This window comes from Tepidisphaeraceae bacterium (genome assembly GCA_035998445.1).
Lineage (GTDB): Bacteria > Planctomycetota > Phycisphaerae > Tepidisphaerales > Tepidisphaeraceae > DASYHQ01.
Map to the genome: position 1 here is coordinate 48,440 of DASYHQ010000047.1, position 14,400 is coordinate 62,839.

Below are 14,400 nucleotides of genomic sequence, written 5' to 3' on the forward strand. Positions count from 1 at the left end.
CGACGCTTACGCGGCGTGGGGCAGGCAGCGCTCGTGGTCGGCCAGCAGGGCGTCGAACGCTGCAAGGTCGAGCGACAGGAAGGCGTGGACGGCGTCGGGCCAGAACTGCCGGCCCGCCTGGTTGCGCAGTTCGTCCAGCACCTGGGCGCGCTCCAGTCGCCGGCGGTACGAACGCGTCGAGCTCATCGCGTCGAACGTGTCGCAGACCGCCAGCACGCGCGCCGCCAATGGGATCTGCTCGCCCGCCAGCTTGTGCGGGTAACCGGTGCCGCTCCAGCTTTCGTGATGGTGCAGCACGGCCGGCAATAAGGCCTCGACGCCGGGGATGCCCTTCAGGATTGCGTGACTGACCACTGGGTGACGTTTGATCTGCGCAAATTCCTCATCCGTCAGCTTGCCCGGTTTGGTCAGCACCGCCTCGGGCACGCCGATCTTGCCCACGTCGTGCAGCAGACCGGCGACGCGCAAGTCCTCGACCTCATTCGGCGGCAAGCCCAGCGCGGTGCCGACCATGCCGGCGAGCAGGCCGACGCGTTCCGAGTGACCGCAGGTGTACGGGTCCTTCGCGTCGATGGACGCCGACAGGGCGCGCACGGTGCCGAAGAACAGTTCCTTCTGCTGGACGAGCTGGAACAAATTCTGGTGGAAGACACCGACGAACTTCGCCGCCGTCGTGCCGAACTGCGTCTCGAAGCTGCTGATGTCAGGATCGGGCCCGTAGCGGTTGCCCGCCAGCAGCACGCCGACCACCTCGCCATTCTGAATGATCGGCTCGGCGAGCACCTCCGCGCCGGTCAGCAGCGCCAGCGGATGCTTGGCGCGGGGCGTCAGGATGCGCTTGCTCGCTTCGTCGGTGCACTGTCGCAGGAAGTCCTGAGCGAGCGTCGCCAGCGCGGCGCTTTCGCATGGCAGCGTGCCACTGACGATCAGCTGCTCGCGCAGCGACCGCAGCACGCCGGGGCGATCGCCGAACGCCATCGCGATCCAGCCGAAGGTCTGTGCCTCGTGCAATTGCTGGCAGGCGGTCCGCATAACGTCCTGGGGCTCGGACGAACTGTTGAACGTCCGGCCGATGCGCGACCACAGGTTCGTCTCCTCGTACGCCTGCCCGAGCCGCTCGGCGAACTCGTTGATGGTCGATTCATCTTCGCGCCAACCGGCGAGGTCGGCGTGACTCCAGCCGAAGGCGGTCAGCGCCTCGCGGGCGTGGTCGGCGTCGTGCTTGCAGATGGCGTGCAGCGCCGCGACCGCGGCGCTGGTGCTCAGGTCGGCCGAACCGCAGGCGCGGTCGAACGCGTCGCCGGCGAGCAAGACCGGTGTGATCGCGACGGCCAGCAGGCGGGCGGTCGATCCCTTGCCGGCCGCTTCGTCTAATTGCATCGCGAGGCCGCCGGGCACCAGTTCGATAATATCGTTTGTCGTTGGCGATGAAGGCGAGGACGCGCCCGAGCGCACTGTGAGGGCGCCCGCGACGATCTGCAGCAGGACCTGCTGTGCATTATCGGTCGCCATACAGGCGACACAACGCAAGCCGTTCGGCTCGATCGACCAGAGCGACACGCGCAGGGCCCGGGCGCGCTCGATCAGTCGAGCGTCGATGGGGGTCGCGAGGTTGTCGGTCGTCATGTCCGTCATCAGCGTCTGCCGTGGTCGCCGTTGGGCTCGGGAGAGCCGAAGGGGGCGACCGTCGTTCAAGTTCTACTGCCAGATGTGCATCGCAATCGCGGACTCAAACACAAATGGAGGCGCTGTGTCATCGGCCCGCGAGCCGCGACAGATTACGACTGATCGAAACTCTATTCGCTGAATATGCTGCCCACGATCGCTATCGGACCCTGATTCGGCTGGTTGTACGGGCGGGATGATCTATGCCGGTTCGCGTGTTGCTGCGTTACCGGGCCGATATGGTACATAGTTGCCGGACTATCCAAGGCTGATCTATGAGCGACTCATCCGAAATCGTGCTTCCCGGGCTGTTTCGCGTTCTGGCGCCGTACCTGGAACGGGCTGGCGCAAGCCCGGCCGATGTGAAACGGCAGGTTCTGGCAATCCAGCGGGAGAGCGGGATCGCTGATCTCGCCAGCGCCTGTCATGCGATCGCCGACGACCTTCAGGCCGCTGCAGATCGCGATTTCAAGGCGTTTCACGATGAGGTCGTGGCGCTGCCCGCCGAGCAATGGCGGGCGTTCCTGGAAGCCTACCGCAAGCTGAGCAAAGGTTAGAGTCGGGGATTCTCGATCAATTCAGCCAGCGATGGGCCTTCAGACCAGCGCGACCGCCAACTGATCCAGATTAGGTCCACCCGCAACGCCGGCGGTCAGCCGGATCGTATTCGAGCCGGACCGAAGCGCCGCGACCAGCGTCGTCGTGCCCCATTGGTTCCAACCACCGGTGCCACCAAACGACAACGTCGTGACCGCCACACCGTTCACGGACACGGTTAACGGCCGACCCGCGGTCGTGCCGCTGGCGTAGCGGAATGCTAGCGACGCGCTGCCCGCACTGGCCTGGTTGACGGTGAACTGCACGTAGGAACCGTTGCCCCCGTAGTCGACGTAGCCACCACCGGTGTAACCGCCGTGCTCGCGGGAGATCGCCGAGTTGCCGAACGTTGCGGCCTCGGCTTGGTAAACCAAGGGCGAAGACATCGCGGTCGTGAGATTGACGATCAACCGATCCACGTTCGGTCCACCGGCGGCGCCGGCAAGCAGGCGAATCGTGTTGTTGCCACTGTTGAGCGTGGCCGGGATCGACGCGATCGCCCACGTGCCCCAATTGCCGGTTGGTCCAAATTGAACCGTACCGACATTCGTGCCGTTGACGATCACCGTGAGTGGCCGGTTTGATGTCGATCCATTTGCATAGCGGAAGTCGAGCCGTACCGCACCGCTGGCAGGGCGGTTCACGGTCCACTGCACCGCTGACCCGTTACCAGCGAAGTCGGCAAAGCCACTGCCACCAAAGCCCGCCCAGTTGCTCGCCGCGACGGTGCCACCCGACAGCGCCGCCGACTCGGCTTCGTACACAGCGGCGCTCGGCGTGATGCTGGCGGGGCTGACGATCAACTGGTCGACGTTCGGCCCACCGGCACTGCCCGCGACCAGCCGCACCGTATTGTTTCCCGCCTGCAACGCGGTGTTCAGCGAGACCGTCGACCACGTCGCCCAACTGCCGGTGGGACCGAACGACAGCGTGCCAACGTTTGTGCCGTTGACGATCACCGTTAGCGGCCGATTGCCGGTCGAACCATTGGCGTAGCGGAACTCGAGCTTGGCGCTACCGGCCGCGGCGCGGTCGACCGTCCACTGCACCGCCGACCCATTGCCGGCGAAGTCGGCGAAGCCGTTGCCGTTGTATCCCACCCAATTTTTTGCCGAGACGGTGCCGCCCGACAGTGCTGCGCTTTCCGCCTGCAGTGTGACCGTGGTGGGCGGGGTAACGGTCGACTGGCGCGTGCCGAAGTTCTTGCCACTCATCGCGGCGCCGGCGGCCACGGTCACACTATGCGCCGCGTTGTTGGCCGGCGATGTTTGTGTCCAGCCGCTGGGGACCACCTCGCGCACCACGTACGAGCCGGGCAGCAGTTTGGTGAAGGCGTAGTCACCGGCGCCATCGGTAAGCGTGGACCGCTCGCCGGCGTTGAGCGAACCATTGTTGTTGGCGTCGACGTAGACGGTTCGACCGGACACGCCCGCCTCACTGCTGCCGCGCGATCCATTGTCATCTGCATCGTTGAAGACGCTGCCCTTGATCGACCCGTCCACCGCAACGCGGATGAACGTCGGGCTTTCGTTGACCGTCAACCGCACCTGACCCGCCGCGGGCTTCGTGTACGAGACGGACGGCGCGGCGCCACTAGCCAGCGGCATACGCTCGGCACTCACGACCGACCCTGGCAGGCCAGAGAGCGTGGCCGTGGTCGACGTGTTGTTGCCGGTGGCCGACCAAACCGCCCAGATGACGTCCGACGGGTCGCCGGCCCGTTCATAGGCGTACGCGTGGACGCCGTTGTTCGTGGATTGCACGACGCCCTTGAACTTGTAGTCGCCGAGCGTCTTCTGCAGGTGCGCCACGGCCCAGTACGATTCCTTCGGCTGGAAATCGCGCGTGAGGCCCGACCCGCCGTAGAGCGTGGGGCTGTCGCTGTCGTTGAACCAGAACTGGTACGCCCGGTCGATGTCCATCCGCGAGAACTCGAGCCACGACCGCACGAGGTACTGCGCCTGCTGCGTGTCGGTGACGTCCTTGAAGTCCTTGAACGTGCCGGTGGTCTGATTGGGCTTGGTGCTGGAGTCGTAGCCGAACTCGGTGATCCAGGTTTGGGCGGTGGGGTCGTGGGCGTCCTTCCAGTCGATGATCTTCTGCACGTCGGTGAGGTAACTCAGCCGGGCGTCTTCGGGATAGCTGCGTTCCCACGTCGGATATCCGGTGAGGAATGGGTAGGAGTGCGTGTTGTAGACGTCAACGAGGTGTTCGAGGCCGTCGAAGAGGTTGATGTTCTTCGCGTACTGCCCGCTGGGCCCGTCGGTGACGTTCATGGTGGCGATCGGCAGCGCGGCGTCGCCATCGCGAATGCCTTGAGCCATGTTCTGGAAGATCTGCCGATAGACGGCGTCGGAGAACTGGCCTTCCTCGTTGCCGATCTCGACGGAGCGCACGAGCCCGTTTCCGTTGGTCGGCCCGAAGTAAGAGGCGAACGCCTTCCCGTACTTGTACGCATCGGCGGCGAGGTTCGTCCAGGAGGAGTCGGTGAAGCCCTTCAGCTGAATGCAGGCGTCGATCCGGAAACCACCCGCCACCCAAGGCGAATACTCGCGGTCCCAGTTCACGCCGTTGCGGGCGAAGGGGAACGTGGTCGTGTAACTGGTGTCGCTGCCGACGTCCCAGTTCATGTTGTGATAATCGCGCACGTGGCTGGCGACCGGGATGTACAACTGCGGGTCGAACCCATTGAACGAGTGCGTGTTGATCCCCATGAACTCGCTGAATGTCGGCTCGGCCGAAAGCAGGGTACGCGGCTCAAGCGTTTCGATCGCAAAGCGATCCGTTTGCAGTTGGAGCGCGGGCGTGCTTTGAACGAGGGGACGCCGGGACACGATTGCCAACGGTGCCTTGCGCATTTGATGCTTCTCCGGGATGTGCAGTAGTGTCGCTCGTTTGAACGACGAATGCAGATTCGAGACTGGAGCCTGTGCGCGAAACCACCGCCAGGGGCTTCACGACACAGTCATCATTATGACCCCAATTCAACAATGTGCAACTGTTGCGAAGAGAGATTTTGTGTGCCGACGCGCAGATTAAAAATGGTCTATTTCAAGCAGATGGGCGAATGTCTGGGGTGACGAGTGTCGCGCCTCACAATTCCAAGAGGGCCGCTTCGTCTCAACGCATCACTCGAACGCCTGCGCCACCTTGCAGCGGAACCCGCTCAGCACGATGCCGCCATCGAGCGTGTCGGTCGACCGCAGCGTGCGCGGCTCGGCCATTGGTTGGTGAACAGTAATGCTCTTGCGCTTCGGACTGACGACCCACACCAACAACGCGCCGGCCGCCAGGTAATCGTCCACCTTGCGCGCCACTTCCCCGGGCCGATCATCGGGGGACAACACTTCGACCGCGAGGTCCGGAGCGCCGATCCAAAACGATTTCGGCCGTGGTCCTAGCAGCCGATCCGCCCGTACAAAGGCAATGTCCGCCCCGCGAACCGTGTCCGGATCGCGCGCGACGATGAAACCGGTCTCGGCCCCAACCACTACCCCAAGTTTGTGCTTCTTAACGTGCGCCGCCAACAAGAACGACAGGTTGATGATCGTCGCCCCGTGATCGAACCCCGACGGTGCCATCATGACGATCTCTCCCCGAATCAGCTCACACCGTCCCGGCGGCGGATTCTTCCACAACTCGCGGGCGGTCACGATCTGGGTCGCGATGGAGGGCATGACGGAAGTATACCATCCCCAAATATCTGCCGGAATCCATTGCGCCTGGCACCGGCGTAGTCGGACTGGGTCGAGGGCTAATCCCCACTCTCCAGAATGGCCATGAACGCCTCCTGCGGGATGTCGACACTGCCGACGCGCTTCATGCGCTTCTTGCCTTCCTTTTGCTTCTCCAGCAGCTTGCGCTTACGGCTGACGTCGCCGCCGTAGCACTTGGCGGTGACGTTTTTGCCGACGGACTTGATCGTCTCGCGCGCGATGATCTTGCCACCGATCGCGGCCTGCAGGGGAATCTCGAACAAATGCTTGTCGATTTCCTCCTTCAGGCGCACCAGCAGGTTGCGGCCACGCTTTTCGGCCTGGTTGCGGTGGACGATGACGGAGAGCGCGTCGACGCGGTCGCCGTTGACGAGGATGTCCATCTTCACGAGGTCGCCCTGGCGGAAGCCGATGACGTCGTAGTCCATCGTGCCGTAGCCCTTGGTGCCGCTCTTCAGGCGGTCGTAGAAGTCGAAGATCACCTCGGCCAGCGGCATCTCGTAGACGAGGATGACGCGGGATGCGCCGATGTACTCCGTCTTCTGGTACACGCCGCGGCGGTCCTCGCAGAGCGTCATCATCAGGCCGACGCTTTCGGCCGGCAGAATCAGGTTCATCTGAATGAACGGCTCGCGAATCTCGGCGACCACGGTGGGGTTGGGCAGCTCGCTGGGGCTGTCGATCTTGATCGTGGCGCCGTCGGTCTGCAGGATCTCATAGGTAACCGTGGGGGCCGTCTGGATGACCTCAATGTTGAACTCGCGCTCCAGCCGCTCCTGGATGATCTCCATGTGCAGCAAACCCAGGAAGCCACAGCGGAAACCGAAGCCGAGCGCATCGCTGCTTTCGGGCTCGAAGGTGAACGACGAGTCGTTCAGCTGCAATCGGTCCATCGCGTCGCGCAGTTCATCGTATTGCGTCTTGCCGCCGGGGTAGAAGTCGCAGTAGACCATCTGCTGGATCGGCTTGTAACCGGGCAGCGCTTCGGGGGCCGGCGCAAGGGCGTCGGTAACGGTGTCGCCGATGCGAACGTCGTGCAGGTCCTTGATGGCGGCGACGATGAAGCCCACCTCACCCGTGCCGATGCCGGGCACGCGCGCCGGGCGGGGAACGAGCTTGCCGACGTCGGTCACGAAGTACTCGCGATCGGTCCCCATCAGCTTGATCTTCTGGCCCTTCGTCAACTTGCCGTCGACCACGCGCACGTAAACGATCACGCCGCGGTAGTCGTCGTAGATGCTGTCGAAGATCAGGGCGCGCAGTGGCGCGTCGGGGTTGCCGGTGGGGGGCGGCAATTGCTCACAGAGCTTGCCGATCAGGTCGTCGATGCCCTGGCCCGTCTTGGCCGAGACGAGGATCGCGTCTTCAGCGGGGAATCCGAGCACCTGCTCGATTTCCTCAGCGACGCGTGTCGCGTCGGCGCCGGGCAGGTCGATCTTGTTGATGACCGGGATGATTTCCAGCCCCACCTCGACGGCGGCATAGGCGTTAGCGACGGTTTGCGCCTGCACGCCTTGGGTGCTGTCGACCACGAGGATCGCGCCCTCGCACGCCTGAAGTGCCTTCTGCACCTCGTAGTGGAAGTCGACGTGACCGGGCGTGTCGATGAAGTTCAGCATGTACTTCTCGCCGTTGTGTTCATGGAACACCGTGACGGCCGACGCCTTGATCGTGATGCCGCGCTCGCGCTCGAGGTCCATGTCGTCGAGGATCTGTTCCTTGAACTCGCGTTCGGTGATGGCGCCGGCGCGCATCAGCAGGCGGTCGGACAGCGTGGACTTGCCGTGGTCAATGTGAGCAATAATCGAAAAGTTGCGAATCTGCATAAGGTCCTGTGGGCGCGAACGACTACGTAAGGGGGTCAATCTTATTCGCCCGCATGCCGTTGAACAAATCCGGATGCCTCCCAATCTGCCGCCGATGCACAGCTGCGCGTTCTCTGCGCACGCGGCTGAAGCTACCCATGACGCTGCTTACTAAGTGCGCGCGTTGCCGTAACACCGGCGGGTGACCTGAAGGCCCACCGGTTCCAAGAAAACCGGGATTCTGGAGCAGGGGCGGGGTCTGCGGGCATCAAAACATGCTTGGCATTTGTTTTGATATGTACCCCGAGCGGTCGAAGCCAGATCGAGGCGCACGTTCCGGACGTGTGCGAGCCGGCTGGCCTTCGAGCGCAGATCACACGATCGAGCTCGTGTTGCCGGTGGCTGGGCGGAAGCGTTCGTTCCAGCGTGCGGTGACCGAGCGGGTGGGACCGGGCAGTAGTAGGAAACGAACGACCACGCGACCGCCGATGGACCGGCGGACGCACATCAACTTAAGGGCGCAGGATGCGCGAACAGGGAAAACCGTCTATGTCGAACCAGTTACTCCGTCGGTGGGCCTTGCCTGCCGTTCTCGCAATGGCCGTGGTGGTGCCTGCCGTCTGCATGGCGCAGGACACCATGACGCCTCCCCCGGCCGCCGCCGAAGTGGCGGCGGTGGTGGAAGCCGCGGTTGAAGCGCCGGCGACGTCGGACGAGATGTTTCGCGTCAACAACGTGTGGATGATGGTCTGTACCGGGCTGGTCTTCCTGATGCACCTGGGCTTCGCCACGCTGGAAACCGGCTTGTGCCGGGCGAAGAACACCGTCAACATCCTGACGAAGAACGCCGCGATCCCGATGATCGGCGTGATCACGTACTACGCGATCGGCTTCAACCTGATGTACCCGGGCGATGAGGGCTGGACGGTCAGCAACTGGATCGGCGCGTTCTCGCCGGGCATTGCCACGGATGCGGCGGGCGTCACCAGCGGCTACAACGTCGGCTACACGTACTGGACCGACTTCCTGTTCCAGGCGATGTTCTGCGCTACTGCCTGCACAATCGTTTCGGGTGCGGTCGCCGAGCGCATCAAGCTCTACCCGTTCCTGATCTTCTCGACATTGTTCACCGCGTTCGCCTATCCGCTCATGGGCGCGTGGAAGTGGGGCTATGGCTGGCTGCATGACATGGCCACCCCGTTCTATGACTTTGCCGGTTCGACGCTGGTGCACTCGGTGGGTGGCTGGGCCGCGCTGGTCGGCATCATCCTCCTTGGGCCCCGTCTCGGTAAGTACAACGCCGACGGTTCGACCAATCCGATCCCCGGCCACAACATGCCGCTGGTGGCCGCCGGCGTGTTCATGCTGTTCCTCGGTTGGTTCGGCTTCAACGGCGGTTCGGTGCTGAGCGCCGATCCGGGTCTGGTATCGCTCGTGCTCGTTACGACGACCCTCGCCGGCGCCGCTGGTACGCTGGCCGCGCTGTTCACGTCGCAGCTGGTCCTGGGCAAGCCCGACTTCTCGATGGCGATGAACGGCGCGTTGGCAGGCCTCGTCGGTATCACCGCAGGTGCTGACAAGATGACTCCGGGGATTGCGATCATCATCGGTCTGGTCGCCGGCATCTTGGTGGTCTTCGCGGTCCTGTTCTTCGACAAGATCCGCATCGACGATCCGGTCGGCGCCCTGTCCGTCCACCTTGTGTGCGGCATCTGGGGCACGCTGGCGGTCGGCATCTTCGGTGAGCTGGCCAGCGTACAGCAGCTCATCAGCCAGCTGATCGGTGTGGCTGCCTACGGCATCGCCACTGTGGCCTTCAGCTTCGTCTTCTTCGGCATTATCAAGGCCGTCATGGGCCTGCGTGTGAGCGAAGCGGAAGAGATCGAAGGTCTGGACATCGGCGAGCACGGGATGGAAGCCTATCCCAACTTCGCCACCCCCACGATCGACGGTATGGGCGACAGCAGCACCACGGCCGGCACCCGCCGGGCGGTGACGGCCTAAGCCTTTGCGACCCTAAGGGTGGGGTTGCAGGATCGCAAGTTTGAAGACGAGCCACGCGTCGAAGGACGCGTGGCTTGTTTCGTTTTGTGTGCTCTCCCGAGTTGTGTGTCGCCCCGCACGCAAAGCCGAACGTTCAGCCGCGGGCTCGCCCGCAAGGGGACACACAGGAGATCGCAGGCAAGCCTGCGGCTAAACGTGATGTCGGCTGCCTCCGAAGTTTCGTTCGCCTGTCGATATGCTGGCGGATAGTTCCCCTCGCATGCCTCTTTTGCTAGCCTGCCGCCGCGATCGGGCGAGCGAGCCGGTCGTGCCGTGGCCATGCGCGTTGGTTAGAGCGGGCTTGGCGTCCACCGATTCGGGCTTAGCGGATGTACCGTGCCCGGCGGAGGAGCGGCAGATTCGAATCAGGGAGCGAGCATGCAGAGTGAGTTCTGGAGGCGCCGCCGGTCCACGTTGACCGCCGCTGCGATGGTTTTGTGCGTCACGGTGTTCTGCGGACTGGTTAGCGCTCAGGAGGTGGCCCCGCAGGTCGCTCCGATCGCCGAGGCTACCGTCGTCGAAGCCCCTGCGATCGAATCGGCCGATAGGATCATTCGCGGTGTCGACACCGGTTCGACCGCGTGGATGCTCGTCTCCAGCGCGTTCGTTCTGCTGATGGTGCCTGGCCTGGCGCTGTTCTACGGCGGGATGGTGCGCGCCAAGAACGTGCTGAACATGTTCCTCTGCTGCATGGTCGCGATCGGCGTCATCGGCATCACCTGGACGATCTACGGCTACGCGATCGCGTTCGGCAGCCAATCGCTGATTTCGATCGAGAACGAGGGCGGCACGCCCTGGAGCCTGTTGGGGTGGGACAGAAGCCTGCTCTTCCTGCAGGCGTTCTCCGACTTCAAGCGATCGGTCTATAGCGGCAACACCACCGGGGCGGTCACGACCCACATCCCCGAACTGGCGTTCGTGATGTTCCAAGGGAAGTTCGCGATCATCACGCCAGCGATCATTGTTGGGGCGCTGGCCGAGCGGGTGCGATTTGGCCCGTTCGTGCTGTTCATGGTGCTCTGGAGCACGTTCATCTACCTGCCGGTGGCCCACTGGGTGTGGAACGTGAACGGCTGGCTGTACCAGTACGGCGCGCTCGACTTCGCGGGTGGCACGGTCGTTCACGTGTTGGGTGGTGTGAGTGGCTTGGCGGTCTGCCTCGTGTTGGGGCCGCGCACGGGTTACGGGCGCATCCCGATGCCGCCGCACAGCTTGGGATTGACGTTGATCGGTGCGGGCCTGCTGTGGTTCGGCTGGTTCGGCTTCAACGCCGGCTCGGCGATCGCGTTGCCGGGTGAGGAACTGCCCGTCGCCGGCGCGATTGCGGCGCTGGCCTTCACCAACACCCAGATCGCCGCCGCGGCCGCCGCGACGGCGTGGATGTTCGTCGAGTGGGCGCACGGTGGAAAACCGACGATCCTCGGCTTCGCCAGCGGCATGGTCGCGGGGCTAGTCGTCATCACGCCTTGCGCCGGTCACGTGCTGCCATGGCATTCGCTGATCATCGGCGGCCTGGGTGGGGGCGTCTGCTACTTCGGGTGTCGGCTGAAGAACGTGTTCAAGTATGACGACTCGCTCGACGCATTCGGCGTCCACGGCATCGGTGGGGCGCTGGGGGCCGTGCTCGTCGGTGTCTTCGCGATCCGCCCGGTCATGGGTGGCCTCGAACAGGTGACCAAGCAGGTCGTGGCCGTCGTGGTCTGCGCGGCCTTCGCGTTCGTCGGCAGCCTGATCCTGGCGCAGATCATCAAGATGACCGTCGGCCTGCGCGTCTCGGAGGAGGACGAGTTCGATGGTTTGGACATCGCCGTCCATGGCGAGTCCGGCTACAACCTCACCGAACCCATGGGCTCCAACATGGCCGGCGCCGAGGGCTACCCCGACGCGCGTGGTTCCAGTGCTCATCGGTAGACATTCGGAAATCGCAATGGGTATCACTGGGGCAGCGCGGCACGCTCGCGCTGCCCCTTTCGCTTCGATGTTTTCTGGCGTCCTTGCCACGAAGTCGCCGTCTGCGTTGCTAAGCCGTTATCGAAACCAGACCGTTCCAGTCCGCCTGGAATGCGGGTATCGACCGCGACACGCAGGCCTGCACTTTCCACATCGCGCGTGACGAGCCTTGTCAACCCGCGTACAATTGGTATCTTTCCTGCCTGCACAGCAGCGTAGCTCAGTTGGTAGAGCAAGGGATTCATAAGCCCTGGGTCACCGGTTCGAATCCGGTCGCTGCTATTTCCTGATGGGCACTGGTTTTAGAACCAGTGCCCATTTTCGTTTCCGACTTTCACGAGCCGGGGGTTCATGCCACGTCGATCGTGGGCTCACACCCGAGGCTCATAAAGATCAGCTCCAATGGTCACTGCATCTATGGACCCCGAGTTGCGCCCGATAATCAGGGAAGCTCGTGCCTAACCTGTGTCCGGTTCCTGCCGATAGTGCTAACAGGTCGTCATACTGTTAGGAGCCGTCGATGCCAGGGATTCAAATCGGACAATTGCTGATCGAGCAGGGCGTGCTGACGCGCAAGCAGGTGGATCACATTCTCGTGATTCAGAAGCAGTCGCACCGTCCGTTCGGCGACTTGGCCGAGCGCCTCTTCGGCGTCGATCCGCGGGCCGTCGAAGATGCCTGGGTCGAGCAGTACGTGCGTACGGTCGGCGTGGTCGACCTGCAGGATCAGCAAGTTGAGACCGAGGCCCTGCGCATGCTGAACCGCCGGCAGGCCTGGCAGTTCCACACGCTGCCGTTGCACCGCAAGAACAACGACCTGCACATGGCCACCAGCGCCGAGAACCTCGTGCGGGCCGTGAACTTCTCGGGCAAGAAGCTGGACGAACCGGTCTACTTCCTGATCGCCGAACGCGAGCAGTTGCGCGACTTCCTGATGAAGCATTACCCGGTGCCGAACTACATCGCGCAGTACGCGGCTTCGATGTAGAGCCTTTTCTGCGTCGGGAAGAGAACGCGAAGACGCGATGGCGCGAAGGAAGCGGCGAAGGAGATGACGCCGCGATTCATGTTGCCCCGTTTCTCTCAAATTCTCGCGCCTTCGGCTTTCCCTTCATATAACTAACATCGAAGCATCGCCCACGCCCAGCGCGGCGAACATCGCTTTGGCCTTCACGATCGTCTCATCGTATTCCTCGGCCGGGTTGGAGTCGGCGACGATGCCGCCGCCGACGGAGACGTGGGCGAGGCCGTCCTTTAGCACCATCGTGCGGATGGCGACGTTGAACTCCATCGATCCGTCGGCGTTCAGGTAGCCGATCGCGCCGCAGTAGGGGCCGCGGCGGACGGGTTCCAGTTCGTCGATGATCTCCATCGCACGCACCTTGGGCGCGCCGGTGACGCTGCCGCCGGGGAAGGTGGCGCGCAGCAGTTGAACGAACGAGACGTCGTTGCGGAGCTGGCCCTCGATGGTCGCCACGCCGTGCAGCACGGTGGGATGGCGCTCGATGCGGCGGGGCTCGGTCACGCGCACCGAACCGATCTCGCAGACCCGGCCGAGGTCGTTGCGCTCCAGGTCGACGATCATGTTCAGCTCGGCGGCGTCCTTGGCGCTGTCGCGAAGGGCCTCTTCCATTCCGTCGGTCGCAGGGCGCGTGCCCTTGATCGGGCGCGTCGTGACGTGCCGGCCAGCGGTTACGCGGAGCAGCAGTTCGGGGGAGTTGCTGATGATCGCGTAATCGTCGTAGTTCAACAGCCCGCCGAAGAGCGCGGGGGTTTCCCGGCTCAAGCGGTAGTAGACGTCGGCCGGTTGGTCGGGCACGCCGACGGTGAAGCGCTGGGACAGGTTCACCTGGAACACGTCGCCGGCAGCGATGTAGTCGATCGCGCGTTGGACGGCGGCCTCGTAGGCGGGGCGTGAGAAGTGTCCACGCAACGGCGCGTCGCTCGTCGGGTGCCGTGGCTCGGCGAAGTTGCTGCGGTCCAGCAACGGTACGCAGTAGTGGAAGTGGAACAGCGGCACGTTCAGGTCATCCCGCGGCGGGGCGGGCAAGCGCTCGAACCAGCGGCCAAGGTCGTAGCTGAGATGCCCGACCCAGCGGCCCCCCTTGAACGGGAACTGCGTCGACATCCAGTCCAGCGCTTCCAGGGGTTCGCTCCACCGCTTGAAGACGCTCGTCCCAGCCGTTGCGGTGACGGTCCCGTCCGCCTCACAGCGCAGTGCGATTCGTGGTTGCAGAAACCCGGTCGGCCAGCGGTTGGCAAAGGTCTCGTTCGCTGCAGACGTGGCAAGATTGATGCGTGGCGATGTCATGGCTGCTGCATTGTAGGAATGAAGTCGCGGGATGAAACGGGGGACGGCGGAGTCATCCCCTCGGTTACGTCTCGCCGCTTTTGTAGGACAGGCATTCGTGCCAATCTCTCTCTCCCTTTTGTGTTGCGCTGTCATGAACGCAGGAGAGACGCGAAGTCGCGAAGGCGCGAAGCAGGACACGAAGGAGGATGCAACGAACAGCGCGATCTCAACTTTTGGCGGCGGTTTGGGTAAGGCAAGACACGAATCGGTGCACCATTTTGCACCATTGTGCACCATCGGGTGATGACGATGAGGTCCGGCCATGTCCGCC

At 63.6% G+C, this 14,400-nt stretch carries 10 protein-coding genes and 1 tRNA gene; 5 read left to right on the forward strand and 6 right to left on the reverse strand.

Annotated features, from left to right (window positions below):
- Positions 1-6: 6 nt before the first annotated feature.
- The gene (locus VGN72_17800; GenBank protein HEV7301224.1) at positions 7-1,626 is read right to left on the reverse strand and encodes an HD-GYP domain-containing protein; all 1,620 of its coding nucleotides are present in this window, start codon (positions 1,624-1,626) and stop codon (positions 7-9) included.
- Positions 1,627-1,940: 314 nt separating this feature from the next.
- Here VGN72_17800 and VGN72_17805 point away from each other — a divergent pair, with 314 nt between their 5' ends.
- A complete protein-coding gene (locus VGN72_17805) occupies positions 1,941-2,222 on the forward strand; it encodes a hypothetical protein (protein ID HEV7301225.1) in 282 nt (93 codons plus the stop codon).
- 39 nt (positions 2,223-2,261) lie between these two features.
- Here the strand turns inward: VGN72_17805 and VGN72_17810 are convergent, their stop codons facing one another.
- From VGN72_17810 to lepA, 3 genes are all read right to left on the reverse strand, one after another.
- Positions 2,262-5,120, reverse strand: a complete 2,859-nt coding sequence (locus VGN72_17810) for a carbohydrate-binding protein (GenBank protein ID HEV7301226.1) — start codon at positions 5,118-5,120, stop codon at positions 2,262-2,264.
- 270 nt (positions 5,121-5,390) lie between these two features.
- Positions 5,391-5,939: a Uma2 family endonuclease gene (locus VGN72_17815; protein HEV7301227.1), complete on the reverse strand. Its 549-nt coding sequence runs from the start codon at positions 5,937-5,939 to the stop codon at positions 5,391-5,393.
- A gap of 77 nt (positions 5,940-6,016) precedes the next feature.
- Positions 6,017-7,804, reverse strand: coding sequence for a translation elongation factor 4 (gene lepA / locus VGN72_17820; GenBank protein HEV7301228.1), 1,788 nt, complete (start codon positions 7,802-7,804; stop codon positions 6,017-6,019).
- Positions 7,805-8,332: 528 nt separating this feature from the next.
- On the opposite strand from lepA, the gene VGN72_17825 reads away from it, so the two are divergent.
- Both VGN72_17825 and VGN72_17830 read left to right on the forward strand, forming a co-directional pair.
- Positions 8,333-9,787 carry an ammonium transporter gene (locus VGN72_17825; GenBank protein ID HEV7301229.1) on the forward strand — a complete coding sequence of 485 codons (1,455 nt, stop codon included), beginning with the start codon at positions 8,333-8,335 and terminating at the stop codon, positions 9,785-9,787.
- Positions 9,788-10,204: 417 nt separating this feature from the next.
- Positions 10,205-11,737, forward strand: a complete 1,533-nt coding sequence (locus tag VGN72_17830; protein ID HEV7301230.1) for an ammonium transporter — start codon at positions 10,205-10,207, stop codon at positions 11,735-11,737.
- Positions 11,738-11,760: 23 nt separating this feature from the next.
- On the opposite strand, the gene VGN72_17835 is transcribed toward VGN72_17830, so the two are convergent.
- Positions 11,761-12,021, reverse strand: a complete 261-nt coding sequence (locus VGN72_17835) for a hypothetical protein (protein HEV7301231.1) — start codon at positions 12,019-12,021, stop codon at positions 11,761-11,763.
- Between VGN72_17835 and VGN72_17840 the strand changes: the two genes are divergently transcribed.
- Positions 11,986-12,058 (forward strand) — tRNA-Met (locus tag VGN72_17840). The two genes, VGN72_17835 and VGN72_17840, sit on opposite strands and share 36 nt — an antisense overlap.
- A gap of 238 nt (positions 12,059-12,296) precedes the next feature.
- Positions 12,297-12,764 (forward strand): hypothetical protein, encoded by a 468-nt coding sequence (locus tag VGN72_17845; protein HEV7301232.1) that lies wholly within the window; start codon positions 12,297-12,299, stop codon positions 12,762-12,764.
- Between the two features lie 123 nt (positions 12,765-12,887).
- On the opposite strand, the gene VGN72_17850 is transcribed toward VGN72_17845, so the two are convergent.
- The gene (locus VGN72_17850; GenBank protein HEV7301233.1) at positions 12,888-14,087 is read right to left on the reverse strand and encodes an anthranilate synthase component I family protein; all 1,200 of its coding nucleotides are present in this window, start codon (positions 14,085-14,087) and stop codon (positions 12,888-12,890) included.
- Positions 14,088-14,400 lie beyond the last annotated feature (313 nt).

Bases quoted from the DNA above. Each gene is read 5' to 3' on its own strand.
- VGN72_17800 (HEV7301224.1), bottom strand. From the start codon at position 1,626: ATGACGACCGACAACCTCGCGACCCCCATCGACGCTCGACTGATCGAG.
- VGN72_17805 (HEV7301225.1), top strand. From the start codon at position 1,941: ATGAGCGACTCATCCGAAATCGTGCTTCCCGGGCTGTTTCGCGTTCTG.
- VGN72_17810 (HEV7301226.1), bottom strand. From the start codon at position 5,120: ATGCGCAAGGCACCGTTGGCAATCGTGTCCCGGCGTCCCCTCGTTCAA.
- VGN72_17815 (HEV7301227.1), bottom strand. From the start codon at position 5,939: ATGCCCTCCATCGCGACCCAGATCGTGACCGCCCGCGAGTTGTGGAAG.
- lepA (HEV7301228.1), bottom strand. From the start codon at position 7,804: ATGCAGATTCGCAACTTTTCGATTATTGCTCACATTGACCACGGCAAG.
- VGN72_17825 (HEV7301229.1), top strand. From the start codon at position 8,333: ATGTCGAACCAGTTACTCCGTCGGTGGGCCTTGCCTGCCGTTCTCGCA.
- VGN72_17830 (HEV7301230.1), top strand. From the start codon at position 10,205: ATGCAGAGTGAGTTCTGGAGGCGCCGCCGGTCCACGTTGACCGCCGCT.
- VGN72_17835 (HEV7301231.1), bottom strand. From the start codon at position 12,021: ATGAATCCCTTGCTCTACCAACTGAGCTACGCTGCTGTGCAGGCAGGA.
- VGN72_17845 (HEV7301232.1), top strand. From the start codon at position 12,297: ATGCCAGGGATTCAAATCGGACAATTGCTGATCGAGCAGGGCGTGCTG.
- VGN72_17850 (HEV7301233.1), bottom strand. From the start codon at position 14,087: ATGACATCGCCACGCATCAATCTTGCCACGTCTGCAGCGAACGAGACC.